Origin of the sequence: Streptomyces sp. NBC_01408 (assembly GCF_026340255.1) — a bacterium.
GTDB lineage: Bacteria > Actinomycetota > Actinomycetes > Streptomycetales > Streptomycetaceae > Streptomyces.
The window spans coordinates 4,286,312-4,309,655 of sequence record NZ_JAPEPJ010000001.1 but is presented as its reverse complement, the minus strand read 5'-3'; the positions used below and the strand labels follow the sequence as shown (position 1 = coordinate 4,309,655).

At 74.4% G+C, this 23,344-nt stretch carries 22 protein-coding genes and 1 pseudogene; 10 read left to right on the top strand and 13 right to left on the bottom strand.

All coding sequences use genetic code 11. From position 1 onward, the window contains the following. Positions 1-64: 64 nt before the first annotated feature. Positions 65-636: pseudogene (locus tag OG447_RS19665) on the bottom strand (rhodanese-like domain-containing protein). Between the two features lie 94 nt (positions 637-730). Here OG447_RS19665 and OG447_RS19660 point away from each other — a divergent pair. Beyond that, complete coding sequence (locus OG447_RS19660) at positions 731-1,177, top strand: Lrp/AsnC family transcriptional regulator (RefSeq protein ID WP_266938115.1); 447 nt, start codon at positions 731-733, stop codon at positions 1,175-1,177. On the opposite strand, the gene OG447_RS19655 is transcribed toward OG447_RS19660, so the two are convergent. The 3 genes from OG447_RS19655 to OG447_RS19645 form a co-directional block, all read right to left on the bottom strand. Continuing rightward, entirely contained in the window at positions 1,167-4,178 is a 3,012-nt protein-coding gene (locus OG447_RS19655) for an SMC family ATPase (protein ID WP_266938114.1), read from the bottom strand. The two genes, OG447_RS19660 and OG447_RS19655, sit on opposite strands and share 11 nt — an antisense overlap. Beyond that, positions 4,175-5,347, bottom strand: a complete 1,173-nt coding sequence (locus OG447_RS19650; protein ID WP_266938113.1) for an exonuclease SbcCD subunit D — start codon at positions 5,345-5,347, stop codon at positions 4,175-4,177. The genes OG447_RS19655 and OG447_RS19650 overlap by 4 nt, the downstream gene beginning before the upstream one ends. A gap of 75 nt (positions 5,348-5,422) precedes the next feature. Beyond that, positions 5,423-6,049 (bottom strand): YigZ family protein, encoded by a 627-nt coding sequence (locus OG447_RS19645; protein ID WP_266938112.1) that lies wholly within the window; start codon positions 6,047-6,049, stop codon positions 5,423-5,425. 87 nt (positions 6,050-6,136) lie between these two features. On the opposite strand from OG447_RS19645, the gene OG447_RS19640 reads away from it, so the two are divergent. Further along, positions 6,137-6,541, top strand: coding sequence for a CoA-binding protein (locus tag OG447_RS19640; RefSeq protein WP_266938111.1), 405 nt, complete (start codon positions 6,137-6,139; stop codon positions 6,539-6,541). Between the two features lie 15 nt (positions 6,542-6,556). Here the strand turns inward: OG447_RS19640 and OG447_RS19635 are convergent, their stop codons facing one another. After that, the gene (locus tag OG447_RS19635; RefSeq protein ID WP_266938110.1) at positions 6,557-7,303 is read right to left on the bottom strand and encodes a DapH/DapD/GlmU-related protein; all 747 of its coding nucleotides are present in this window, start codon (positions 7,301-7,303) and stop codon (positions 6,557-6,559) included. Between the two features lie 151 nt (positions 7,304-7,454). On the opposite strand from OG447_RS19635, the gene OG447_RS19630 reads away from it, so the two are divergent. Beyond that, the gene (locus OG447_RS19630) at positions 7,455-8,009 is read left to right on the top strand and encodes a gamma carbonic anhydrase family protein (protein ID WP_266938109.1); all 555 of its coding nucleotides are present in this window, start codon (positions 7,455-7,457) and stop codon (positions 8,007-8,009) included. 55 nt (positions 8,010-8,064) lie between these two features. Here the strand turns inward: OG447_RS19630 and OG447_RS19625 are convergent, their stop codons facing one another. The 4 genes from OG447_RS19625 to OG447_RS19610 all read right to left on the bottom strand — a co-directional run bounded on the left by OG447_RS19625 (position 8,065) and on the right by OG447_RS19610 (position 12,237). Next, positions 8,065-8,721: a DedA family protein gene (locus OG447_RS19625; RefSeq protein ID WP_266938948.1), complete on the bottom strand. Its 657-nt coding sequence runs from the start codon at positions 8,719-8,721 to the stop codon at positions 8,065-8,067. A gap of 58 nt (positions 8,722-8,779) precedes the next feature. Then, entirely contained in the window at positions 8,780-11,308 is a 2,529-nt protein-coding gene (locus OG447_RS19620; protein WP_266938108.1) for a glycoside hydrolase family 3 protein, read from the bottom strand. Positions 11,309-11,424: 116 nt separating this feature from the next. Further along, a complete protein-coding gene (locus tag OG447_RS19615; RefSeq protein ID WP_266938107.1) occupies positions 11,425-11,625 on the bottom strand; it encodes a type II toxin-antitoxin system VapB family antitoxin in 201 nt (66 codons plus the stop codon). Between the two features lie 159 nt (positions 11,626-11,784). Continuing rightward, positions 11,785-12,237 carry a DUF4442 domain-containing protein gene (locus tag OG447_RS19610; RefSeq protein WP_189973593.1) on the bottom strand — a complete coding sequence of 151 codons (453 nt, stop codon included), beginning with the start codon at positions 12,235-12,237 and terminating at the stop codon, positions 11,785-11,787. Between the two features lie 96 nt (positions 12,238-12,333). Between OG447_RS19610 and OG447_RS19605 the strand changes: the two genes are divergently transcribed. Beyond that, on the top strand, positions 12,334-13,383 hold the full coding sequence (locus OG447_RS19605; RefSeq protein WP_266938106.1) for a hypothetical protein: 1,050 nt from the start codon (positions 12,334-12,336) through the stop codon (positions 13,381-13,383). Between the two features lie 71 nt (positions 13,384-13,454). Next, positions 13,455-14,801, top strand: a complete 1,347-nt coding sequence (locus tag OG447_RS19600; protein WP_266938105.1) for an MFS transporter — start codon at positions 13,455-13,457, stop codon at positions 14,799-14,801. Here OG447_RS19600 and OG447_RS19595 read toward each other — a convergent pair. The 3 genes from OG447_RS19595 to tuf all read right to left on the bottom strand — a co-directional run bounded on the left by OG447_RS19595 (position 14,788) and on the right by tuf (position 17,789). Beyond that, complete coding sequence (locus OG447_RS19595; protein ID WP_266938947.1) at positions 14,788-15,579, bottom strand: spermidine synthase; 792 nt, start codon at positions 15,577-15,579, stop codon at positions 14,788-14,790. The genes OG447_RS19600 and OG447_RS19595 overlap by 14 nt on opposite strands. Positions 15,580-15,657: 78 nt before the next feature. Next, complete coding sequence (locus tag OG447_RS19590) at positions 15,658-16,503, bottom strand: patatin-like phospholipase family protein (protein WP_266938103.1); 846 nt, start codon at positions 16,501-16,503, stop codon at positions 15,658-15,660. 104 nt (positions 16,504-16,607) lie between these two features. Continuing rightward, the gene (gene tuf, locus OG447_RS19585) at positions 16,608-17,789 is read right to left on the bottom strand and encodes an elongation factor Tu (protein WP_266938102.1); all 1,182 of its coding nucleotides are present in this window, start codon (positions 17,787-17,789) and stop codon (positions 16,608-16,610) included. Positions 17,790-18,227: 438 nt separating this feature from the next. On the opposite strand from tuf, the gene OG447_RS19580 reads away from it, so the two are divergent. From OG447_RS19580 to lnt, 5 genes are all read left to right on the top strand, one after another. Next, complete coding sequence (locus OG447_RS19580) at positions 18,228-18,956, top strand: TVP38/TMEM64 family protein (protein ID WP_266938101.1); 729 nt, start codon at positions 18,228-18,230, stop codon at positions 18,954-18,956. 48 nt (positions 18,957-19,004) lie between these two features. Further along, a complete protein-coding gene (locus OG447_RS19575; protein ID WP_266938100.1) occupies positions 19,005-19,883 on the top strand; it encodes an undecaprenyl-diphosphate phosphatase in 879 nt (292 codons plus the stop codon). 119 nt (positions 19,884-20,002) lie between these two features. Then, the gene (locus OG447_RS19570; RefSeq protein WP_266938098.1) at positions 20,003-20,179 is read left to right on the top strand and encodes a hypothetical protein; all 177 of its coding nucleotides are present in this window, start codon (positions 20,003-20,005) and stop codon (positions 20,177-20,179) included. 81 nt (positions 20,180-20,260) lie between these two features. Beyond that, positions 20,261-20,752: a nuclear transport factor 2 family protein gene (locus OG447_RS19565; protein ID WP_266938097.1), complete on the top strand. Its 492-nt coding sequence runs from the start codon at positions 20,261-20,263 to the stop codon at positions 20,750-20,752. 52 nt (positions 20,753-20,804) lie between these two features. Then, the gene (lnt, locus tag OG447_RS19560) at positions 20,805-22,430 is read left to right on the top strand and encodes an apolipoprotein N-acyltransferase (RefSeq protein ID WP_266938096.1); all 1,626 of its coding nucleotides are present in this window, start codon (positions 20,805-20,807) and stop codon (positions 22,428-22,430) included. Here the strand turns inward: lnt and OG447_RS19555 are convergent. Next, positions 22,354-23,268, bottom strand: a complete 915-nt coding sequence (locus OG447_RS19555) for a Gfo/Idh/MocA family protein (RefSeq protein WP_266938095.1) — start codon at positions 23,266-23,268, stop codon at positions 22,354-22,356. The genes lnt and OG447_RS19555 overlap by 77 nt on opposite strands. Between the last annotated feature and the right edge of the window lie 76 nt (positions 23,269-23,344).

The window sequence follows — 23,344 nt, the reverse complement described above, 5'->3', positions numbered from 1 at the left end:
CACGCGTACGGGCCGCCCGCCTCCCCCGAGGAGCGGGCGGCCCGTCCGCGTGCGGGGCGGCGGTTCAGCAGCCGCAGTCGTCCGAGTCGGTGGGGGCGGTCAGCGGGTCGGCCTCCGCGCGCTGCTCGGTGCCCTGCCAGGTCTCGACCTCGAAGCCCTCGCGGATCCAGTACTCGATGCCGCCGAGCATCTCCTTGACCTGGAAGCCGAGTTCGGCCAGCGCCAGGGCGGAACGGGTGCCGCCGTTGCAGCCGGGGCCCCAGCAGTACGTCACCACGGGGACGTTCTTGTCCAGGATCCGCTCCGCCTGCCCGGGGACGAGGGCGGTGGGCAGGTGGACGGCGCCCGGCACGTGGGCCTGGTCCCAGGACGGGGTGGAGCGGGAGTCGACCAGCTGGAAGCCCAGCTCGGCGCCCTCCTCGCGGTGGGCTTGAAGGCGGCGGCGACATCGGACACGTCCGCGTGGAAGGCCAGGCTCGCGGCGAAGTACGCGGCGGCCGCGGCCGGGGAGGCCGGGGGCACCCGGAGCACGGGGTTGGCGGGGGCGGGGGCCGCTGAGGTGGCGGGGCCGGCCGATGCGGCGGAGGTGGTGGTGGAGGCGGCAGGGGCGGCGGCGGTGTTCCGTGTCGTCGTCATGGCTCAAAATCTACGATCTGTTGATCTTCTCCGGAAGTGGATTTCCCCGGCCTTTGCCTTGTTCCTCCGGGGATTCCCCTGCTAGACAAGCCACATGACCGGATATTCCCCCGACGCCATCGACTGGCGCATCCTGGAAGTCCTCCAGCAGGACGGCCGGGCCAGTTTCACGGAGCTCGCCCGTGCCGTGTCCATGTCCGCCAGCGCCGTCACCGAGCGGGTGCGCCGCCTCGAGGAGGTCGGGGTCATCACCGGCTACACCGCGGTGGTCGACCACGAGAAGCTGGGCAAGTCGATCCTCGCCCTGGTGCGGCTGCGCTATCCGCACGGCAACTACAAGCCGTTCCACGACTTCCTCGACGCCACCTCCGAGATCCTGGAGGCCCACCACGTCACGGGTGACGACTGCTTCGTCCTCAAGGTCGCCGCCCGTTCGATGGCGCACCTGGAGGAGGTCACCGGACGGATCGCCGGCCTCGGCCCGGTGACCACGAACATCGTCTACTCGTCCCCGCTCGGGCGGCGGCCGCTCAGTCCGTGAGCCCCGCCGTGCGGTGACGCACCACCGAGCCCCCGCGCTGCTTGACGATCTCCAGCTGGGCCTGGACCCGGGACCGCAGGTCGGCGACGTGGCTGACGATGCCGACGCTCCGGTCGCGTTCGCGCAGCGAGTCCAGTACGTCCAGCACCTCGTCCAGGGCCTGGTCGTCGAGGCTGCCGAAGCCCTCGTCGATGAACAGGGTGTCCAGCCGCATGCCGCCCGCCTCGTCGGTGACCACGTCGGCCAGGCCGAGGGCGAGGGCGAGGGAGGCGAAGAAGGTCTCGCCCCCCGACAGGGTGGCGGTGTCCCGCTCGCTTCCGGTCCAGGCGTCGACCACGTGCAGCCCGAGGCCGGAACGGCCCCGTCCGCCGGCCCGCGCGTCGGAGTGGACCAGGGTGTAGCGGCCGCCGGACATGCGCAGCAGCCGTACCGTCGCCGCCGCGGCGACCTGCTCCAGGCGGGCGGCCAGTACGTACGCCTCCAGGCGCATCCGACGCTCGTTGTCGGCGGAGGTGCCCGCGGTGAGCCCGGCCAGCCTGGCCACCCGGTCGTAGGCCTCCCGCAGCGGGCCCAGGGCACGCAGTTCCTGCTCCGCCTGGCGCGAGAGCCGGTCGAGTTCGGCGCAGCGCACCCGGGCGGCGTCGAAGGCCGAGCTGGCCGTACGGAGCTTCGCCGCGGCCTGGACCGCGTACGCCTCGGCCCGTTCCGGTTCGGCCGGGGGCAGGGCGGCCGCCTCGGCGGTGCCGGCCTCGGCGCGGCGGTCCGCCAGCGTGGCCTCCTCCGCCTGCCAGGCGTCCATCCGGTGCTGGAGCGCGGTGCGTTCGTACTCGGGCAGGACCGCGTCGGAGGCGGCCTCCACGGTGTCGAAGCCGGCCTTGAAGGCGGCGTCGGCGAGCTGGTCGTCCGCCTCCTTCAGCCGGGCGGCGGTGGCCTCGGCGCGGCGCAGCGCGCTGGCCGCTCCCGAGACCATCCGGACCCGGTCCTCCAGGGTGCGGGCGCGGGCCGCGACGGTGGGCGCGTCGCCCCGTACGCGGGCCAGCTCGGCCTCCAGCGAGGCCTGTTCCTGGTCCAGGGCCTCGCGGCGGGAGGCCCGGGCGGCGGCTCGGCGCTCGGAGTCGAGCCGGTCGGCGCTGCGGGCGGCGTGCTCGCGGTCGGCGCGGGCCAGCCGTTCGCGCGCGGCGTGCAGTCCGGCGGCCGCGGCGTGGGCGGCGGCGTGCCGGGAGCTCAGGTCCGAGGTGAGGTCGAGGAGTTCGGCGGTGGTGGCGTCCCCGGCGGCGGCCGCGGCCTCGGTGCGGGCCTCCTCGACGGCGGCGAGGCGGCGCTCGACGGCGGCCCGGGCCTCCTCGGCCCGCTCGGACAGGGCGTGGGCGGCGTCCTCGGCGGCGCGGTCCACGTGGCCGGGCGCTGGCCGGGCCGGAGCAGGGTGCTCCGCCGACCCGCAGACGGCGCAGGCCTCCCCCGTCACCAGCGCCTCGGCGAGTTCGGCGGCGATCCCCCGCAGCCGGGCCTCCTTCAGCTCCAGCCAGCGCTCGCGTGCCGCGGCCGACTCCTCGCGTACGGAGAGCAATTCGGCCCCGGCGCCCTCCGCGGCGGCGGCCAGCTCGTCCCGCCGCCGGGCGGCGTTCAGGTGCAGCCGGGCCGGTTCCAGCCGCCCGGCGAGCTGCTCGGCGAGGGTGGCGGCCTGCTGGGCGGCGTCGGCGCGCTCCTGGAGGGCGGCCCGGGTGGCCTCCCAGCGCTCCAGCCACTCGGCGGACTCCTGGTGCTGTTCCTCGGCCGCGCGGGCCTCGCGCTCCAGGTTGGCGCGCTCGCGGCCGATCTCGGCGCTGCGCTGTTCGGCCCGCTGGGCGGCGCCGAGGGCGCCCAGGTCCTCGCGCAGCCGCTGCTCGACGGCGGCCAGCTGCTCGGTGCCCGCCTCGGCGAGGGCGGGCGGGAGTTCGGCGCGGGCGGCCGCCTCCGCGTGCGCGGCGGACAGGTGTGCGGCGGAGGCCGCGCCGCGCAGTTCCAGGGCGGGTGCCACGAGGGCGCCCCGGCGGGCCCGGTCCAGCAGGCCGCGCACGCGTTCCCGTTCGGGGCCCGCTGCGGCGAGTACGGCGGCCCGCCGGGCGGTTTCCGCGTGCCGGCGCTGGAGGCGGTCGAGTTCGCGGGTGTCCTCGGCGGCCCGGCGGGCGGCGGCGTGCCGGCCCTCGACGGCGGCCAGCGCGTATTCGGCGACGGTGAGGCGCTCCCGGGCGGAGCAGCGGGCGACGGCGGCCCAGGCCCGGACGGCCCCGGCGAGCCCGGGATCGCCGGGCTGGTGGCCGGGCAGCGGCCAGGCCCGCAGGTCGGCGCTGTCCCCGCTGGCCTGGGCGAGGCGCTGGGCGGTGTGGAGCACCTTCTCGTCGCCGGCCCGCACCTTGGCCTCGGCGGCCCGGCGGCGTTCGCCGAGGAGGGCCTCGACGGCGGCGAAGCGGCGGGTGTCGAAGAGCCGGCCGAGCAGGCGGCCGCGGGCCGCCTCGTCGGCGCGCAGGAAGCGGGCGAACTCGCCCTGCGGCAACAGCACGACCTGGCAGAACTGCTCGCGGCTCATGCCGAGCAGCTGCTCGACCTCCTCGCCGATCTCCTGGTGCGAGCGGCTGAGCGCCGCCCAGCCCTCGCCGGTGTGCTCGCGCAGCCAGCTCTGGGCCTTGTCCTTGGTGGTGCCGGTGCCGCGCTTCTTGGGCCGGTCCTGTTCGGGGCGGCGGGTGATCTCCAGGCGCCGGCCGCCCGCGGTGAGCTCCAGGGTGACCTCGGTGGGGGTCTCGGCGGCCGCGTGGTCGCTGCGCAGGCTGGTGCCGGGGGCCTGGCGCGGGCCGGGGACCGATCCGTAGAGGGCGTAGCAGACGGCATCCAGGACGGAGGTCTTGCCCGCGCCGGTGGGTCCGTGCAGCAGGAAGATCCCGGCGCCGGACAGGGCGTCGAAGTCGATCTCCTGGGGTTCGGCGAACGGCCCGAAGGCGGTGATCCGCAGCCGGTGCAGCCTCATCGGTGGGTCTCCTGGCGGCTGTCGTCGGCCCGTACGTCGTCGAAGGCGGCCTGGAGCACGGCCCGTTCGGCCTCGTCCGCGCGTCCGGAGCCGCCGCGCACGTGGGCGACGAAGTCCTCGGCGATCTCCTGGTCGCTGCGGCCCTTGAGGCGCTGCGCGTAGGAGCCGCCGGTCTCCTCCTCGCGGCCCTCGGGGTCGAAGGCGAGGCTGAGGGCGTGCGGGAAGCGGGTGGCGAGCCGGGCCATGGGGTCCTCGGGGCGGACCGGGTCGGTGAGCGTGGCCTCGACCCAGCAGTCCTCGTACGCCCCGTACGCCGGGTCCTCCAGCAGGGCGTCGAGGGGGCCGCGCAGCCGCGCGAGGGCCCGCGGGACGGGGGTGTCGATCCGCTCGGCGGTGGTGATCCCGCCTTCGGCGCCGAGCTCGATCAGCCACATGGTCTTGCGGTGGCCGTCCTCGGAGAAGGAGTAGGCGAGCGGGGAACCGGAGTAGCGGACCCGTTCGTTGATCGTCTGGCAGCCGTGGAGGTGGCCGAGGGCGGCGTAGTCCACCCCGTCGAAGACGGCGGCGGGGACGGCCTCGACCCCGCCGACGGCGATGTCGCGCTCGCTGTCGCTGGGCTGCCCGCCGGTGACGAAGGCGTGGGCCAGCACGATGGAGCGGGTGCCCGGCGCGCGGGTGGCCAGGTCGGCCCGGACCCGGTCCATGGCCGCTCCCAGCACCGCCTCGTGGCTGACCTTCGCCGCGCCGAACTCATCCTTGACCAGGGCCGGTTCCAGGTACGGCAGCCCGTACAGCGCCACCTCGCCGTGTACGTCGGCCAGCACCACGGGGTCGGCGCAGCCGGCCGGGTCGGTCCGCAGGTGGATCCCGGCCCGGTCGATCAGCCCGGCGCCGACGCCGAGGCGGCGGGCCGAGTCGTGGTTGCCGGAGATCATCACGGTGGGCACGCCGAGCTCGGCGAGCCGGTGCAGGGCCCGGTCGTACAGCTCGACGGCGGGCAGCGGGGGCACGGCCCGGTCGTAGACGTCCCCGGCGACGAGGACGGCGTCGACCTCGTGCTCGCGGGCGGTCTCGACGAGGTGGTCGATGAACTCGGCCTGGGCGCCGAGCAGGTTCACGCGGTGGAAGGACCGGCCGAGGTGCCAGTCGGAGGTGTGCAGGAACTTCACTCGCCGGGCCCGCCGCACATGCCGTCTCCCCCTGGTCGTCTCCCGCTCGCTGAACCCCTCTACGCTAACCCGTGCTCAGGGCGCGTACGTCTCCCCGCCGAGGGTCAGGGTGGCGCTGCCCGCCGTGCTGTCGGCGAGCCAGGCCTCGAAGGCGGGCAGCTCCGCCTCCGGGAGGGCGACCTCGATCTCCACCGCCGCTCCGTAGCGCAGGTCCACCACGGTCCGGCCGGTGGAGCGCAGGTCGTTCTGGGTCTTGCCGGCCCGCTGGTGGTCGACGGTGACGGTGGCCAGCCGGTAGCGGCGCCGGGTGACGGTGCCGAGCTCGTCGAGGGCCTCGCCGACGACGCCGCCGTAGGCCCGGATCAGACCGCCCGCGCCGAGCTTCACACCGCCGTAGTAGCGGGTGACCACGGCGACGGCGTAGCGGACGTCGCGCCGCATGAGCATCTGCAGCATGGGAACCCCGGCGGTGCCGCCGGGCTCGCCGTCGTCGCTGGCCTTCTGGACCGAGGCGTCGGCGCCGATGACGTAGGCGAAGCAGTTGTGCGAGGCGGTGGGGTGCTCCTTGCGGACGCGCGCGACGAAGTCCTGCGCCTCCTGCTCGGTCGCGGCGGGCGCGAGCGCGCAGAGGAACCTCGAACGGTTGATCTCGGACTCGTGCACGCCCTCACGGGCCACCGTCACGTATTGGTCTGCCTTCACCGCTCCACCCTACGGGGAATCGGACATGTGTCCTTTCGGTTGAACGCGGAGGAGCAGGCAGGTCCAGACCCTCAGGAGGCGGCACCCGTGTACGGAGATCCGGCAACCATCCGCAAGATCCTCACCGAATTGGGCGACACCTGGGCCGTGGTGGGGCTGTCCAACAACCGGGACCGGGCGGCCTACGGGGTGGCGCGGGTCCTCCAGGGGTTCGGCAAGCGTGTGGTCCCGGTCCACCCGAAGGCGGAGACGGTGCACGGGGAGCCCGGGTACGCCTCGCTGGAGGAGATCCCGTTCAAGGTGGACGTCGTGGACGTCTTCGTGAACAGCGAGCTGGCGGGGCCCGTCGCCGACCAGGCGGCGGCCATCGGCGCCGAAGCCGTCTGGTTCCAGCTCGGCGTGATCGACGAGGCCGCCTTCGAGCGCACCCGCAAGGCGGGGCTGGCCATGGTCATGGACCGCTGCCCGGCGATCGAGATCCCGGCGCTCTAGGGAGTGTCGTGGGGCCTACGCGGTCTCGGTCTCGGCCAGTTCCGCGAGGCCCCGCAGCTGCTCCGGGGTCATGCCGTCCGGGATCGGGACCGGCGCCGGGGTGCGCAGCGGCGGCTGCCAGCCCGTCTCGGGCTCCCAGCGCCGGACGACCTTCGCCGGGGCGCCCGCCACCACCGCGTGGTCCGGCACCTCGCCCCGCACCACGGCCCCCGCGGCCACCACGACGTTGCGGCCCAGCCGCGCGCCCGGCAGGATCACCGCGCCCGTGCCCAGCCAGCAGCCCGGGCCGATCTCGACCGGCTCGCTGCGCGGCCACTGCTTGCCGACAGGCTGGTGCGGGTCGTCGTAGCTGTGGTTCGTGGAGGTGATGTACACGCCGGGGCCGCAGAAGGTGTCGTCCCCGATGGTGATCCGGGCGTCGGCGATGACGTGGCTGTCGCGGCCGATCACGACCCCGTTGCCGAGGACCAGCATCGGCTCCGTACCGAGGTCGAGGTCCGGCATCATGCCGGCGGTGAGGGTGACCTGCTCGCCGACGATGCAGTAGTCGCCGAGCCGGATCCAGGGCTCTCCGAAGACGGTGCCCTGGGGGAAGGCGAGCCGGGTGCCGTGCCCGATCGCGCCGAAGCGCAGCCGCCCCGGGGTCTGCGCGGTGACCGCGCCGGCCTGCTGCATCCAGCGCCAGCCGGCGTGGACCGCCCGGTTCGCGAACCTGCGGCGCAGGGCCGTCAGAGATGAGAACGTGTTCTGCTTCTTCGGCACCCGGCCACGGTAGTGCGCCGTACGGCGCACTACCGGGCGGTGATCCTGTGATGTTCACCCCATCGCCCGGGCCGCGGGCCGCGTGCCCTACGGTGCCGGTAGGCGCGGCATCCGAACGGCGAGCACAGACGAAGCACAGAGGAAGAAGAACATGACGCATCAGGCGGCCCCGGCATTCGTCGCCGGGGTGGGCGGGAAGACTCCGGCCATCGACCCCACGGCCTTCACGGCGCCCACCTCCGTCGTGGTCGGCGACGTCACCTTGGCGGCTGGGGCGAGCATCTGGTACTCGGCGGTGCTGCGCGCCGACTGCGGCCCGATCACGCTCGGCGCGGACAGCAACGTGCAGGACAACTGCACGCTCCACGTGGACCCCGGCTTCCCGGTCTCCGTCGGGGAGCGGGTCTCCATCGGCCACAACGCCGTCGTGCACGGCTGCACGGTCGAGGACGACTGCCTGATCGGCATGGGCGCGACCGTCCTGAACGGCGCGGTGATCGGCGCCGGTTCGCTGGTGGCCGCGCAGGCGCTGGTCCCGCAGGGCATAGTGGTCCCGCCCGGCTCACTGGTCGCCGGGGTCCCGGCGAAGGTGCGCCGCCCGCTGACCGAGGAGGAGCGCGAGGGCATCAAGGTGAACGCCGCGATGTACGTGGAGCTGGCCAAGCAGCACAGCGCCGCGGTGACCGCCCTGCCCGACACCCCCTAGGGGGTGTCCGGTGGCTCACGGCCGGCCCTCACGGCCGGCTGCGGGCCACCCGCGTTCAGTCCGCGACGGCTACCGGAACCGGCGCCGGCTCTTCGGTGCGCGCCGCCGCGGCGGCCTTCTTCATCCGGCTGCGCAGCACCAGCGTGACCGTGAGGCCGATCAGCACGGCCAGCAGCAGCGCCATCCAGGAGAACCGCTTCAGCCACGGCTCCGCGACGACGCCGACCGAGTAGATGACGGCGGTGGTGCCGCCGGCCCAGAGGATGCCGCCGAAGACGTTCGCGATCAGGAACCGCCAGTACGGCATGTGCAGCACACCCGCCAGCGGTCCGGCGAAGATCCGCAGCAGCGCCACGAACCGGCCGAAGAAGACGGCCCACATGCCCCACTTGTCGAAGGAGCGCTCGGCCATGGCCACGTGCTCCGGCCCGAAGTGCTTGGGGAAGCGCCGCCCGAGCTTCTCCAGCAACGGCTTGCCGCCCCGGCGCCCGATCGCGTAACCGATCGAGTCGCCGACGATCGCCCCGGTGATCGCGCAGATCCCGAGGACCACGGGGTCGATCTCCCCGTGCTGCGAGGCCAGCAGCGCCGAGCTCACCAGGATGATCTCTCCGGGCAGCGGGATGCCCAGGCTCTCCAGCCCGATCACCAGCCCCACCAGGAGGTAGATGGCGACCGCCGGAATCGTCTCCAGCCATTCCTGGATGTGCACCGGTACGTCCTCCCGAGTCGTCACCGGCGCGCCCCCTGTGACACGCCGAGCGGGCAGCCTATCCGCTCCTCACCACCACCTTTGACCTCAGTGTCAGGTCACGCGAGGAACGCCCGACGAACACCTCCCGGCGGCCGGACCCCAGCACCCATGCGTGTTCCTCCGGATCCCAGGACGACAGCGCCCTGGCGTCCACGTCGACGGTGACCCGCTGCGCCTCGCCGGGTGCCAGGGTGAGCCTGCGGTAGCCGGCCAGCGCGCGCACCGGCTGGTCGAGCTTCAGCTCCGCGGAGGGGCCGACATACACCTGGGCCACCTCCGTGCCCTTGCGGCGGCCGGTGTTGCGGACCGTGAACTCCACGCGCAGCCCGCCACGCTCTCCGCCTGCGCCGCCCGGCCCGACGGTCAGCTTCTCGTACTGCCAGGTCGTGTACGAGAGCCCGTGCCCGAAGGGGAACAGCGGAGCCACCTGCTGCGCGTCGTACCAGCGGTGGCCGACGTGGACGCCCTCGCCGTACTCCAGCCGGCCGCCCGCGCCCGGGTAGCGCAGCGGCTGCCCGCCGACCGGGGTGGCCCGTTCGTCGGCCGGGAACGTCTGGGTGAGCCGGCCGCCCGGGTCCGTGTCACCGAACAGGATCCCGGCGGTGGCGCCCGCGCCCTCCTGGCCCGGGTAGTACATCTGGAGGACGGCGCCGGTACGGGAGAGCCACGGCATGGTCGTACTGGAGGAGGTGTTGAGGACGACGGTGGTGCGGGGGTTCACGGCGGCGACGGCCTCGATCAGCTGCTCCTGTCCGCCCGGCAGGGCGAGGGAGGTGCGGTCGCGGCCCTCGGTGGCGTCCTCGTAGGCGAACAGCACCACGCTGCGCGCGGCCTTGGCGGCGTTCACGGCCTCGGCGAGGTCCGCGGCCCGGGTCGCGCCGGTGGTGTGCCGCAGCCGGAAGCGCTGGCCCCCGGCTCCGCCCTGGGCGTTGACGGCGAGCCGGTGGGTGCCCGCCTTGAGCGCGAGGGTGCGGCGGCGGACCGTCATCCCGTCGGGCGCGGCGGCGAGCAGTCCGCCCGCGAAGTACTCGGCGGCCCCCTGCCGGACGGGGAACAGCTCCTCCCCGTCGAGACGGACGCTGGGCCGCTGCCCGGTGTAGTGGACGAGCAGGGTCCACTCGTCGTCCGCCGCGAGGCGGAACTCCCCCTCGTGGCTCCAGCCGCGCCCCGCGTCCACCCGGTGGTCGTCGAGGGCGGCCGGCGGGGTCAGCAGCCGCGGGGGAAGGGGCCGTCCGTAGAGGTCCTCGCCGAGGGCGTAGCGCACGGTGGAGCCGTTGCCGGCGCGCTGCCGGATGGCGGCGAGCGGGCCGGCCGCGGCGTCCGGGACCACGTGCGCACTGCCGCCGCCGCTGACGAAGGGCACCTGGCCGGTGGGCCCGATGACGGCGATCGAGCGGGCGGCCGCGCCGGTCAGCGGCAGGGTCTCCTGCTCGTTGCGCAGCAGCACCGCGCCGGCGGCGGCCACCGTGCGGGCGATCCGGGCCCCGGCGGCGGCGTCGCGCGGGGGCCGCCGCGCGGGGCGGGCGTCCAGCAGCCCGAAGCGGTCCAGGGTGCCGAGGACGCGGCGTACGGCGAGGTCGACGCTCTCCTCGGGTACGGAGCCACCGCGCACGGCCTCGCGCAGCGGGCGCCCGAAGTGGGTTCCGGCGGGCATCTCCATGTCGAGGCCGGCGCCGATGGCGGCGACCGTGCTGTGGGTGGCGTCCCGGCCGGACATCACCCAGCCGTCGAACCCCCAGTCGTCCCGCAGCACTTCGCCGAGCAGCGGCTCGTTCTCGCCGGCGTGGACGCCGTCGACCTTGTTGTACGCGGTCGTCACCGCGCCCGCTCCGGCGGCCACGGCGGCCTCGAAGCCCCGCAGCTCGGTCTCGCGCAGGGTCTGCTCGGCGGCGGTCACGTCGACGGTGTCGCGGCCCTGCTCCTGGTTGTGGAGGGCGTAGTGCTTGACGGCGGCGACGAGCCCTTCGTCCTGGATGCCCCGGACTACCGCGGCGACGAGGTCGGCGGTGAGGCGCGGGTCCTCGGCGAAGGTCTCGAAGTTCCGCCCGGCGTACGGAGTGCGGATGAGGTTGGCCATGGGCGCCAGCAGGATGTCCTGGCCCAGGGCGCGGCCCTCGCGGCCGATGACCCGGCCGTACTCGCGGGCCAGCGCCGGGTCGAAGGCGGAGGCCAGCAGGACCGGCGCGGGCAGGGCGGTGGCGGCTGCCGCGACCCGTACGCCGGCGGGCCCGTCGGCGAGCCGCAGCGCCGGGATGCCGAGCCGCGGTACGCCGGGCAGGTAGCCGGCCTGGCCGAGCGGGGCCGGGTCCTGGGCGCCGTGCAGCAGGGCGGTCTTCTCCTCCAGGGTGAGCCGCTCCAGCAGGGCGTCGACCCGGGCCGCGCTCCCGGGCCCGGCGGCGGGCGGGGGCGCCGTGGGGGCCGTCGGCGAGGCCCCGCGGAGCGCCGCGTCCGGCGGCACGGTGGCCACGCAGCCGCCCGTGCCGAGGGCCGCGCCCACCGCTCCGAGCAGCCGCATGGCCGTACGTCTGGACACGGCCTGGCTCATGGACGCTCCCTGCGGTGTGGGCCGGCGGGAGCGGGCCCGCGCCGGCCCGCTCCCCCGCCCACTGTGCGCCGCGGGCCCGCCGGGCCCGTTCAGACGCGCCACCGGGGCGCCGAGGTTCAGCCCTGCGGCGGGGGCGGCACGCTGTCGGCGTCGCGCCGGGCCTCGTCCTGGCGCTGGACCCGCGCCTCCGTGCGATGGCCGCGCGCGATGTAGTCCCGTACGACGGCCTCCACCGCGTCCTGCGGCGAGCCGACCCCCGCGAGGACCATCACCTCGACCACGAGCTCGGCGTCGAGGCTGATGTTGACCTTGGCCACGCGTACCCCCTCCATCGTCGTCCGGGGACTCTATCCGGTACCTGCCCGGACCGGGTCCCGGTCCTCGACCGAAGCAGCGGCGGGACAGCACCGAGGCCCCCGCCCCTCGGGGGCGGGGGCCTCGGCCACCTCGGTATGTCCGCCGCCGCGGGCCGGCGGTTACGCGTTGGGGCGCAGGGTCCAGACCACGGTCATCTCGCCCGTCACGGCCTCGTCCTCGCGCTGGATGGCGATGGTGACCGGGAATTCGGGGCGGCCGCCCGCGTCGAGTTCGGCCACGACCTCCGCCGCCGGGCGGCCGAGGGTGGCGGTGGCGGTCACGACGCCCTTGGCCAGCTTCTTGTAGCCGATCTCGGCCTTGACGGCCAGGGGTACGGCGCGCGAGAGCTGGTCGCCGAAGGCGGCGAGGACGATCGCGCCGCTCGCGGACTCGGCGAGGGTGAACATCGCGCCGGCGTGCGGGCCGCCGACGTGGTTGTGGTAGTCGGGCTGGTCCGGCAGCCGGACGACCGCGCGCTCGGGGGTGGTCTCCAGGAACTGGAGGTTCAGGGTCCGGGCCATCGGCACGGTAGCGGCGAGCAGTTCGCCCACGTTCATCTGGTCTGCGCTCATGACGCGCGATGTTACCCGCGAGTACACACCCTTGGCCAGAGCCTTGCCGGGGGCGGCCGTGGCTCCCGGGGCCCTCTCCCACTATCGTTACCGGCCATGTGGCCAGGACAGCAGCAGCCGCCCGGGGGCGGGAACAACCCCCAGGACGCGCAACAGAACCCGTACGCACAGCAGCCGGGACAGCCGGGGCAGCCGAACCCGTACCACCAGCAGCCGGGATACGGCGAGCAGCAGCCCGGTTACGGGTACCCGCAGCAGCCGGGATACCAGCAGCCTCCGACCGTTCCCCCCGTCCAGCCCTGGGGCCAGCCCCAGCAGCCCCAGCCGCCTCAGGGCGGTGGCGGGAGCCCGTTCGCGACCAAGACCGTGGCCATCGTGGCGGCTTCGGCGGTCGTCGTGACGGCCGCCGCCACCGGCGCCTTCGTGCTGACCCGGGACGACAAGAAGAACACCGAGGCGAACGACAAGCCGGCCGCCTCCTCCGCTCCGCCCTCCTCCTCGGCGCCCGCCCCGTCCGGCAGCAGCGCGAACCCGCGCGGCGGCGAGGACGTCAAGCCCGTCATCCCGGGCTGGAAGGTGGTCATCAACCCCAAGTACGGCACCGCCTTCGACGTCCCGCCGGAGTGGAACGTCGCCGGCTCGGGCGTCATCACCGGCTTCGAGGACGAGACCAAGAACGACGGCAGCCCGTTCGTCAGCATGTCCGCACCGGCCTACCTCAAGGAGGACTGGTGCAAGTTCGACTCCGACAAGAACGGCAGCGAGGAGACCTACGGCCTGGCGGGCACCGGCACCAAGGGTGCCCAGGGCGCCAAGGACACGGGCGAGGCCTCGCGTAACGCGGCCGCCAGCTGGGTCGTCGGCGCCTACGCGCAGAAGGCTCCGAAGGAGAGCATCAAGGTCTCCGAGGCCAAGGAGTTCACCTCCTCCTCGGGCCTCAAGGGGCACGTGGCCACGGCGACCGCCTCCGGCCTGCCGAAGGAGAACAAGTGCTCCTCCGACGGCCGGTCCATGGCCTTCAGCTTCAAGACCACCAACGGCGACTTCTCCAGCTGGATCCTCCACAGCCGGGTCGGTGTCCAGGGTGAGGTCACGCAGGAGACCTACGACAAGATCGTGAGCTCGGTCCGCCTCACCGGCGGCTGATCTCCACCACATCCCGGGCCCGGGCCGGAAATCCGTTTGGATTCCCGGCCCGGGACGGGGATAGTCCGGGCGTGAGCCCTTCCCCCACCGCCTCCCCCCGTGAGCCCGCACGCCGCCGGCCGGCCTGGGCCGGCCGCAACTACAGCCTGCTGACGGGCGCGGCGGTGGTGACGAACCTCGGCAGCCACGGCGCTCTCATCGCGGCCGCCTTCGCCGTTCTGGAGTCCGGCGGGTCGGGCGGCGACGTCGGCCTGGTGGCCGCCGCCCGTACGCTCCCGCTCGTCCTGTTCCTCCTCATCGGCGGGGCCGTCGCCGACCGGCTCCCGCGCCACCGCGTGATGGTGGCGGCCAACGCCCTCAACTGCGTCTCGCAGGCGGCCTTCGCCCTGCTCGTCCTCACCGGGGACCCGCAGCTGTGGCAGATGATGCTGCTGACCGCGCTCTGCGGCACCGGTACCGCCTTCTTCAACCCGGCGGCCGAGGGCATGCTCCTGTCCACCGTCTCCGGCGAACACGCCAACCGCGCCTTCGCGCTGTTCCGCATGGCGATGAACGGCGCGGGCATCGGCGGCGCGGCCCTCGGCGGGGCGATGATCGCAGCGATCGGCCCGGGCTGGGTGCTGGCCGTGGACGCGGCGGCCTTCGCGGTCGCGGGCGCCCTGCGCGCCTTCCTCGACGTCGGCCACATCCCCGAGCGGACGGGGGGCGGCGGACTGCTGGCCGACCTGCGCGAGGGCTGGGTGGAGTTCCGCACCCGCCCGTGGCTGTGGAGCATCGTGCTCCAGTTCTCCGTCGTGGTCGCCGTCGTCGGCGCCGCCGAAGCGGTCTACGGTCCCCTCGTCGCCCGGGACCGGCTGGGCGGGCCCGCCCCCTGGGGCCTCGCCCTGGCCTTCTTCGGGATCGGCACCCTCGCCGGAGCCGTCCTGATGATGCTGTGGAAACCCCGTCGGCTGCTGCTGGTCGGCACCCTGTGCGTGTTCCCGCTGGCTCTGCCCTCCGCAGGTCTGGCCGTGCCCCTGCCGGTGTGGGGGCTGTGCGCGGTGATGTTCGTCAGCGGCGCCGCGATCGAGGTGTTCGGCGTGAGCTGGATGACGACCATGCACCAGGAGATCCCGGAGGAGAAGTTCTCCCGGGTCTCCGCCTACGACTGGTTCGGCTCGGTGTCGATGCTCCCGCTCGCCACCGCCCTGGCGGGCCCGGCCGAATCCGCCTTCGGCCGCACCCCGGCCCTGTGGGGCTGCGCGGCCCTGGTCGTCCTGGTCACCGCGCTGGTCCTGCTGGTCCCCGACGTCCGCCGGATGACCCGCAAGGCACCCGCCAAGGCGGTCCCGGCCGGGCCCGGCGCACCCGGCCCGGCCGGAGCCGGCCCCCTCGTCGCCGCCGGCCACGGCGCTCCGGACGGTGTCACCCCAGGCTGAACGCGCCCTCCGGCGGCGCCGGGGAGGGCTCGGCGTCGGCGTCGGCCACCGGCAGGGCGCCCCGCATGAACCGGGCCAGCGAGTCCCCGGACTCCACCCGGGCCGCGAACGCGTCGGCGGCGCACCGCCGGGCCAGCGCGGCCACCTCCAGCGGTGCGTCCGAGGCCAGCAGGACCGCGTTGCCGAAGCGGCGCCCCCGCAGCACCGACGGCTCGGCGATCAGCGCGAGCTCTCCGAACACCGCCCCGAAGTTGGCCAGCTGCGACCGCAGGAAGCCGAAGGGGGCCCCGTCGGCCAGGTTCGCCGCGTACAGCCCGCCGGGCCGCAGGACCCGCGCCGCCTGGCGGGCGTACTCCACCGAGGTCAGCTGCGCCGGCACCCGCGAGCCGCCGAACACGTCGGCCACCACCACGTCCGCGCTCCGCGGGGGCGCCGCCTCCAGCCAGGCCCGGGCATCGGCGGCGTGCACCGTGACCCCGGAGCCCCCGGGCAGCGGCAGGTGCTCGGCGACCAGCTCCACCAGGGCGGCGTCGAATTCGACGACCGTCTGGCGGGAGCCGGGGCGGGTAGCCGCCGCGTAGCGCGGCAGGGTCAGCGCGCCGCCGCCCAGGTGCAGCAGGTCCAGCGGGCGCCCCGGTTCGGCCGCGCAGTCCAGGACGTGCGCGAGGCGGCGTACGTACTCGAACTCCAGGTGCTCCGGCTCGTCCAGGTCCACGTACGACTGCGGAGCGCCGTCCACGGTCAGCAGCCAGGCCCGCTCCCGGTCCACGTCCGGCATCAGCTTGGCGGTGCCCTGGCCCACGTCCCGGATCACCGGGATCTGTTCGTCGCTCACCCCACCATTGTCGGGCCGTTCTCAGCCCGACCAGACGGCGGCCGCCTCGGCGGCGTGCGCGGCGGCCTGCGCCAGGCCCGCCCGCGCGGCCGGATCCCGGCGGGCCGGGTCCAGGACGTTGCGGCCGAACGCCTTGCGCGCCTCCGCCGACGGGGTGATCACCAGCACCCGCGCCCCCGCCTGGCGCAGCCGGGCGGCCTGCGCGGCGGGCGAGGGGACGAGCCCGGAGCCGAGGGCGAGCGGGGCGAGGATCACCACGCGGGCGTGGCCGGCGGCCAGGTCGGCATTGGTGGCGGAGCGGACGCCTCCGTCGATGAACCGCCGCCCGCCGACCGTGACCGGCGGCCACACCCCGGGGACCGCGCAGCTCGCGGACACCGCGTCGACCAGCCCGGCCCCGCTCTCCCGGTCGAAGTCGGCCGGCTCACCGGTGTGCGCGTCGACCGCCGTGACGACGAGCCGCCGCTCGGGCCACTGGTGCGAGACGAGCCGGGCCTCCAGCACCTGGCGCCGCTCCGCCTCCTCGGCGGTGCGGGCGGCCAGAGCCATGGCGCCGACCCGCTGCCGGTAGGACTTCGGGTCCCGCGAGCGGACCATGGCGAGCGCGTACCGCGCGAGCAGCCCGGCCCCGAGCCGCGCCGCGCTCTCCCCCTCGGCGTCGCCGAGCTGGCGCTCGTACAGCTCCTGCGGGGTGAGCAGTCCGGAGGTCAGCTGGGCGCCGACCACCGAACCGGCGGAGGTGCCGACGACGAGGTCGGCGGCGGCCAGGTCGACGCCCGCGCGGGCGAGTCCGTAGAGGATCCCGCACTCCCAGCCGATGCCGGTCAGCCCGCCGCCGCCCAGTACCAGTGCCGTTTCGCCGCTCATCCTGGCCCGCCTTCCGCGCTCGCCCGTGGTGACGGCAGTCTGACGCAGCCCGGCCGCCGTCACCACACAGGGGCCCCTGTCGGGGGCCTCGGCGAGGAACCTGATCAGCCGAGCACGGTGGTCACCGTGCCCGCGCCGACGGTCCGCCCGCCCTCACGGATCGCGAAGCCGAGTCCGGCCTCCAGGGGCACGTCCCGTCCGAGCTCGACGGTCATCGTGACCGTCTCCCCCGGCCGGGCCACCCCGGCCTCGCCCAGGTCCACGTCCCCCACCACGTCGGCGGTGCGGATGTAGAACTGCGGGCGGTATCCGCTGGCGACCGGTGTCGTACGGCCGCCCTCGCGCCCGGAGAGCACGTACACCTGCGCGGTGAAGCGCCGTGTGGGCGTCACGCTGCCGGGCGCGGCCACCACGTGCCCGCGGCGCACTCCGTCGCGCGGGACCCCGCGCAGCAGGAGCGCGACGTTGTCCCCGGCCTCGGCGGACTCCATCGGCTTCCCGAAGGTCTCCAGCCCGGTGACGACCGTCTCGATCTGCTCGCCGTCGCCGCCCAGGAGCGCGACGCGGTCGCCGAGGCGTACGCCGCCCCGCTCGACGGCGCCGGTCACGACGGTCCCGCGCCCGGTGATGGTCAGCACGTTCTCCACCGGCAGCAGGAACGGCGCGTCCGTGTACCGCACCGGCATCGGCACGTACGTGTCCACGGCGTCCAGCAGCGCCTCGACCGCCCCGGTCCACCGCGGGTCGCCCTCCAGCGCCCCGAGCCCGGAGACCCGTACGACCGGCGCGGTGTCCCCGCCGTACCCGTGCGCGGTGAGCAGCTCGCGGACCTCCAGCTCGACCAGGTCGGTCAGCTCCGGGTCCCCCGCGTCGGCCTTGTTGAGCGCCACCACGATGTGGTTGACGCCGACCTGCCGGGCGAGGAGCACGTGCTCGGCCGTCTGTGGCATGACCCCGTCCAGCGCGGAGACGACGAGGATCGCCCCGTCGAGCTGTGCGGCGCCGGTGACCATGTTCTTGACGTAGTCCGCGTGACCGGGCATGTCCACGTGGGCGTAGTGCCGGGTGTCGGTCTCGTACTCGACGTGGGTGAGGTTGATGGTGATCCCGCGCCGGGCCTCCTCGGGGGCCCGGTCGATCCGGTCGAACGGTACGAAGGAGGCGCCGCCGCGCTCGGCGAGGACCTTGGTGATGGCGGCGGTGAGGGTGGTCTTGCCGTGGTCGACGTGCCCCATGGTGCCGATGTTGAGGTGCGGCTTGGTCCGCACGAAGGCCGTCTTGGCCATGATGATTTCCCGTTGCTCGAAGCTGGAACGGGACCCCTGAACCGAACCGACCCTCCCCCTGCGGGGTCCGCCGGACGATCCGGGAAGGGTCAGCTTCGTGCGCCGCCGAATGCGGCGAAGGCGGGTGCGCCCTCGAATGCGGCAGCCTTCGGCGCGTCCGCGACTGCGGACGGCGCTGCGGGGAAGGCGTACCGGGACATGCCCCTGATCCTGCCGGACGGTCCGTGGCGCGTCGACCGAATTTCCGTCCGCCCGGCGGTTCTTGCGCGCCGCGCGGCCGGGCGACGGGTCCGGCGGGCGCGGTGGGCGGGTCGGGTGGCGCGGGCGGGGCGGGGCGTGACCCCGGTCACCACGCGCGGACCCGGGCGTCGCCCCGGGTTCTCCCGGGTGAGGCCCAGATTACGGCGCGATGCCGCATACCTCGGTTACCCTCCCGGAATGTCCCTCCTCCTCGCGCCGCGCGCCCGGCTGTCGCTGCTCGTCGTGCTGCTGGTCGCAGCCGGGGGGTGCGTGCTGCTGTTCGAGCCGCAGCGCCTCCTCTCGGAGGGCTGGCCGGCGGGGCTGCCGGTCGGTGCCGCGGTGGTGCTGTTCGCGGCCGCGTACGGGGTGTGCACGGCGGCCTTCGTGCCGCGCCCCCTGCTGAACCTGGCGGCGGGCGCCCTCTTCGGCACCCAGTTCGGCCTGGTGGCGGCAGTCGGCGGCTCGGTACTGGGCGCGGGCATCACCTTCGGTCTGGGTCGGGTCATGGGCCAGGAGGCTTTGCGTCCGTTCCTGCGCGGGCGCTGGCTGGCAGCGGCCGACGGCCAGCTCAGCCGGCACGGCTTCCGCTCGATGCTCGCAGCGCGACTCTTCCCCGGGGTGCCGTTCGTGGTGGCCAACTACTGCGCGGCGGTTTCGCGCTGCGGCTGGTCCCCCTTCCTGCTCGCCACCGGGCTGGGCGTCATCCCGAACACCGCGGCCTACGTGATCGCGGGGGCCAGCTCCTCCTCCCCCGGATCGCCCGCCTTCCTGGCCTCGTTCGGGTTCATCGCCGTCTCCATGGCGGTCGGCGGAGCCGTCGCCTGGCGCAAACGGCACCGCCTGGCACCGCCTCGAACACCCGTCACGGCGTACGAACTGATGCCCCAGCACCCCCCTGTGGTCAGCGGCACCTCGCACGGGCCCTAGCATCGGACGCGAACTGCCCGACGATCACAAGGACGAGCGCACCCCGACATGAGCTGGTTCGAATCCCTAATCCTCGGTCTCGTCCAGGGGCTTACGGAGTTCCTCCCGATTTCCTCCAGCGCCCACCTGCGGCTGACCGCGGCGTTCGCCGGCTGGCACGATCCCGGAGCGGCCTTCACCGCCATCACCCAGATCGGCACCGAGGCCGCCGTGCTGATCTACTTCCGCAAGGACATCGCGCGGATCGTCTCCACCTGGTTCCGTTCCCTGTACACCAGGTCGCTGCGTTCCGAGCAGGACGCGAAGATGGGCTGGCTGGTGATCGTCGGGTCGATCCCGATCGGTGTCCTCGGCCTCGTGTTCAAGGATGCGATCGTGGGCCCGGCCCGTGACCTGCGGCTGACGGCCACCACCCTCATCGTGATGGGCATCGTCCTCGGTATCGCCGACCGGCTGGCCGCCCGCGACGAGGAGGGCGGCCGGCACCGCGCGATCCGCGAGCGCAAGACGCTGGGCGAGCTGGGCGTCAAGGACGGTCTGATCTTCGGTCTCTGCCAGGCGATGGCCCTGATCCCGGGCGTCTCCCGGTCCGGTGCGACGATCTCCGGCGGTCTGCTGCTGGGCTTCACCCGTGAGGCCGCGGCGCGCTACTCCTTCCTCCTCGCCATCCCCGCCGTGCTGGCCTCGGGTGCGTTCGAGATCAAGGACGTGGTCGAGAACCCGGGTCACATCTCCTGGGGTCCGACGATCTTCGCGACGGTCATCGCCTTCTTCGTGGGCTACGTGGTGATCGCGTGGTTCATGAAGTTCATCTCGACGAAGAGCTTCATGCCGTTCGTGATCTACCGGATCCTCCTCGGCATCCTGCTGTTCGTGCTGATCGGCACGGACGTGCTGAGCCCGCACGCGGGCGAGTCCGGCTCCTAGCCTGACCGACACGGCAGCACCGCTTCGCGTGCACCGCAGGCCGCCCGGGAACGTTCCCGGGCGGCTTTTGCGTCGTTGTGCCCGGAGAGACCTGAAGGCAAGCAGCAGGGGGTGTCCCAATGGGTCGAGTGGTGCTGGAGCGTTTTCCGGCCGGAAGTCCGAGAGGAAGCTGGCCCGCCGAGGAGTACGCGGCGCAGCGGATGCGGGAGGGTGTCCAGGCCGAGGTGGTGATGGACCTGGACAGCGACGCGTTCCTCGTCGTGGTCCGGCAGCGGGAGTCGTATTCCGGTCTCTGACGGGCCGGCGCCGGCCGTTTTCGGCGCGCCCGTCGGGACCGGCCCCTTGGCGTCGGCCTCCCGCAGCCCCACACTGACCCGATGACGCAGCGTGTGGACCTCGCGACCGTAATGGACCGGCTGGCCGTCGACGAGGTGGTCACGGGGTACGCGGTGGCCGTGGACGACGGCGACTGGGCGGCGTACCGCGCCCTGTTCACCGCAGGGGGCAGGGCCGACTACAGCTCGGCGGGCGGGATCGAGGGTCCCGCCGGGGAGGTCGCCGACTGGCTCGCGGAGACCATGAAGCTGTTCCCGGTGCGCCAGCACCTGGTCGTCAACCGGCTGATCCGGCTGGAGGACCTGGGCGGGTCCCCCGGCGACCGCGCCGAGGTGCAGGCCGACTTCCTCAACCCGATGCGGCTGGCCGGACCGAAGGAGGCCCGCCCGGAGGACGGCGGGGCTGCCGGGGCTCCCACCGCGCCCAATTTCGTCGCCGCCGGCCGCTACACCTTCCTCCTCGCGCGCACCCCCGACGGCTGGCGGCTGACGCGCGTCACCGTGCACGAGAAGTGGCGCCACGTCTCGGTGTGACCGGGCCCGCCCGGTCCGTCCGACACTGCCACACTGGAAGCGGAGGCGTGCCATGGTCCCGGTTCGCGACGGAGGGTCCCCGCGGTGGCGCCCGGTGGCCGCGCTCGGCTGCGGGGCGCTGCCCGCCCTCGCCTTCCCCGCCCCCGCCCTGTGGTGGTTCGCCTACGTCGCCCTCGTGCCCTGGATGCTGCTGCTGAGGTCGGCCGCAACCGGGCGGCGCGCGGCCCTGGAGGGCTGGCTCGGCGGCGCCGCGTTCATCGTGGCCGTCCACCACTGGCTGCTGCCCAGCCTGCACGTGTTCCTGCTGCCGGTGGCCGCCCTGGTGGGCCTGCTCTGGATCCCCTGGGCCCTGCTGGTGCGGGAGTTGCTCGGCGGGGTTCCGACGGCGGGGCGGGCGGGGGCCGCGCTGGTCCTCGTACCGGCGGGCTGGCTGCTGTCGGAGCTGGCCCGGTCCTGGCAGGGGCTGGGCGGGCCGTGGGGGCTGCTGGGGGCGAGCCAGTGGCAGGTGCCGCCCGCGCTGCGGCTCGCCTCGGTGGGCGGCGTGTGGCTGGTGAGCCTGGTGGTGGTCGCGGTGAACTGCGCGCTGGTGCTGCTGCTCGCGGTGCCGGGGGCGCGGGTCCCCGCGGTGGCCGGGGTGACGGGCTGCGCGGTTCTGACGGGGGTGGTGTGGCTGTGGGCGCCGCGGCCGGAGGTGTCGGGCACGCTCCGGGTGGCCGTCGTCCAGCCGGGTCCGGTGGCGGGCCAGGACAGTGTGGAACGCCGGTTCGCCACCGGGGAGCGCCTGACCCGCGCCCTGGCCGGAGCGGGAGCCGAAGCGGGGACGGACACCAACACCGGCACGGGCACCAACACCGGCGCCGGGCAGGCGGTGGACCTGGTGGTGTGGGGCGAGAGCAGCGTCGGCGCGGACCTGACCGCGCGTCCGGACCTGGCCCGGCGGCTGGCCTCGCTGTCGGCGGACGTCGGGGCCCCGCTGCTGGTGAACGTCGACGCGCGCCGCTCGGACCGCCCGGGGATCTACAAGAGCTCGGTGCTCGTCGGCCCCCTGGGCCCCATCGGCGAGCGGTACGACAAGATGCGGCTCGTCCCCTTCGGCGAGTACGTACCGGCCCGCGCCCTGCTCGGCTGGGCCACCTCCGTCGGCAAGGCGGCCGGCGAGGACCGCATGCGCGGCGCCGCACCCGTGGTCATGGACCTGCCCGCGGGCGTGCGCGTCGGCCCGCTGGTCTGCTTCGAGTCGGCCTTCCCCGACATGGGCCGGCACCTGACCCGCGAGGGGGCCGGCCTGCTCGTCGCCCAGTCGGCGACCTCCACCTTCCAGGACAGCTGGGCCCCGGCGCAGCACGCCTCACTGGCCGCCCTCCGGGCCGCCGAGAGCGGCCGCCCGATGGTGCACGCCACCCTCACCGGCATCAGCGCGGTGCACGGCCCCTCCGGCGACCGGATCGGCGCCGCCCTGCCCACCTCGGCGAGCACCGCGGCCGTGTACGAGGTCCCGCTGGCCCGCGGCACGACCCCGTACGTCCGCTTCGGGGACTGGCCGGTGGCCGCGGCCCTGGCGGCCCTGGCCGCCTACTGCGCGGTGGCGGGGTCCCGCTCGCTCAGGAGGCCTGGTCCAGGGCCGAGCGCACCACCCGCTCGCACAGTTCGTGGGTCAGCAGGGCGTCCCGGGCGCTGAGGGTCTTGCCGGTCCCGACGGCCTCCAGGAAGGCGTCGACGACCTGCTCGATGCCCCGCTGGCGGGCGACCGGCACCCAGTCCCCGCGCCGCCGCACAGTCGGCTGGCCCTTGTGGTCGATGATCTCCGCGAGGTTGACGACCTGCCGCTTGGTGTCCTGGCCGGAGACCTCCAGGATCTCCTCGGTGGAGCCGGACAGCCGGTTCATGATGCCGAGCGCGGTGAACCCCCCGCCGTCCCGGCCGGACATCTGGAGCACCACCTGGTGCATCAACCCCTCGCGCACCACGGCTCGGACGTCGATGTGGTCGGCCTCCCCCGGCAGGAGGAACCGCAGGGTGTCGACGACGTGGATGAAGTCGTCCAGCACCAGCGTGCGCGGGTCCTCCGGCAGGCCGACCCGGTTCTTCTGCATGACGATCAGTTCGCGCGGGTGGTCGGCGCACTGCGCGTAGCCGGGCGCGTGACGGCGGTTGAAGCCGACGGCCAGCGACACCCCGCGCTCCTCGGCCAGTTCCACCAGCCGCCGTGAGTCGGCGAGCTCGTAGGCGAGCGGCTTGTCCACGTACGTCGGAACGCCGGCCTCCAGCAGCCGCGTGACGATCTCGGGGTGGACGGCGGTCGGGGCGTGCACGAAGGCCGCGTCGAGGCCTTCGGCGAGCAGCGCGTCGAGATCGGTGTGCCGGCGCCCGGTCGGGACGTGGTGGATCTCGCCGATCCGCTCCAGTGTGGCCGGGGTACGGGTCTGCAGGTGCAGCTCCACTCCCGGGCGGGTGGTGAGGACGGGCAGGTACGCCTTCTGCGCGATGTCGCCGAGTCCGATGCAGCCGACCTTCACCGGGAGCCTCCTGGTGCGTTGCTCGTACGTTCCTTGTGGGACGCTCGCAGCATAATCCCTGGTGGCAGGGGTGTGG

Bases quoted from the DNA above. Each gene is read 5' to 3' on its own strand.
- OG447_RS19590 (WP_266938103.1), bottom strand. From the start codon at position 16,503: ATGAGCGGCGAAACGGCACTGGTACTGGGCGGCGGCGGGCTGACCGGC.
- OG447_RS19630 (WP_266938109.1), top strand. From the start codon at position 7,455: ATGACGCATCAGGCGGCCCCGGCATTCGTCGCCGGGGTGGGCGGGAAG.
- tuf (WP_266938102.1), bottom strand. From the start codon at position 17,789: ATGGCCAAGACGGCCTTCGTGCGGACCAAGCCGCACCTCAACATCGGC.
- OG447_RS19570 (WP_266938098.1), top strand. From the start codon at position 20,003: ATGGGTCGAGTGGTGCTGGAGCGTTTTCCGGCCGGAAGTCCGAGAGGA.
- OG447_RS19620 (WP_266938108.1), bottom strand. From the start codon at position 11,308: ATGAGCCAGGCCGTGTCCAGACGTACGGCCATGCGGCTGCTCGGAGCG.
- OG447_RS19580 (WP_266938101.1), top strand. From the start codon at position 18,228: ATGTCCCTCCTCCTCGCGCCGCGCGCCCGGCTGTCGCTGCTCGTCGTG.
- OG447_RS19660 (WP_266938115.1), top strand. From the start codon at position 731: ATGACCGGATATTCCCCCGACGCCATCGACTGGCGCATCCTGGAAGTC.
- OG447_RS19595 (WP_266938947.1), bottom strand. From the start codon at position 15,579: ATGCCGGACGTGGACCGGGAGCGGGCCTGGCTGCTGACCGTGGACGGC.
- OG447_RS19610 (WP_189973593.1), bottom strand. From the start codon at position 12,237: ATGAGCGCAGACCAGATGAACGTGGGCGAACTGCTCGCCGCTACCGTG.
- OG447_RS19575 (WP_266938100.1), top strand. From the start codon at position 19,005: ATGAGCTGGTTCGAATCCCTAATCCTCGGTCTCGTCCAGGGGCTTACG.
- lnt (WP_266938096.1), top strand. From the start codon at position 20,805: ATGGTCCCGGTTCGCGACGGAGGGTCCCCGCGGTGGCGCCCGGTGGCC.
- OG447_RS19565 (WP_266938097.1), top strand. From the start codon at position 20,261: ATGACGCAGCGTGTGGACCTCGCGACCGTAATGGACCGGCTGGCCGTC.
- OG447_RS19655 (WP_266938114.1), bottom strand. From the start codon at position 4,178: ATGAGGCTGCACCGGCTGCGGATCACCGCCTTCGGGCCGTTCGCCGAA.
- OG447_RS19605 (WP_266938106.1), top strand. From the start codon at position 12,334: ATGTGGCCAGGACAGCAGCAGCCGCCCGGGGGCGGGAACAACCCCCAG.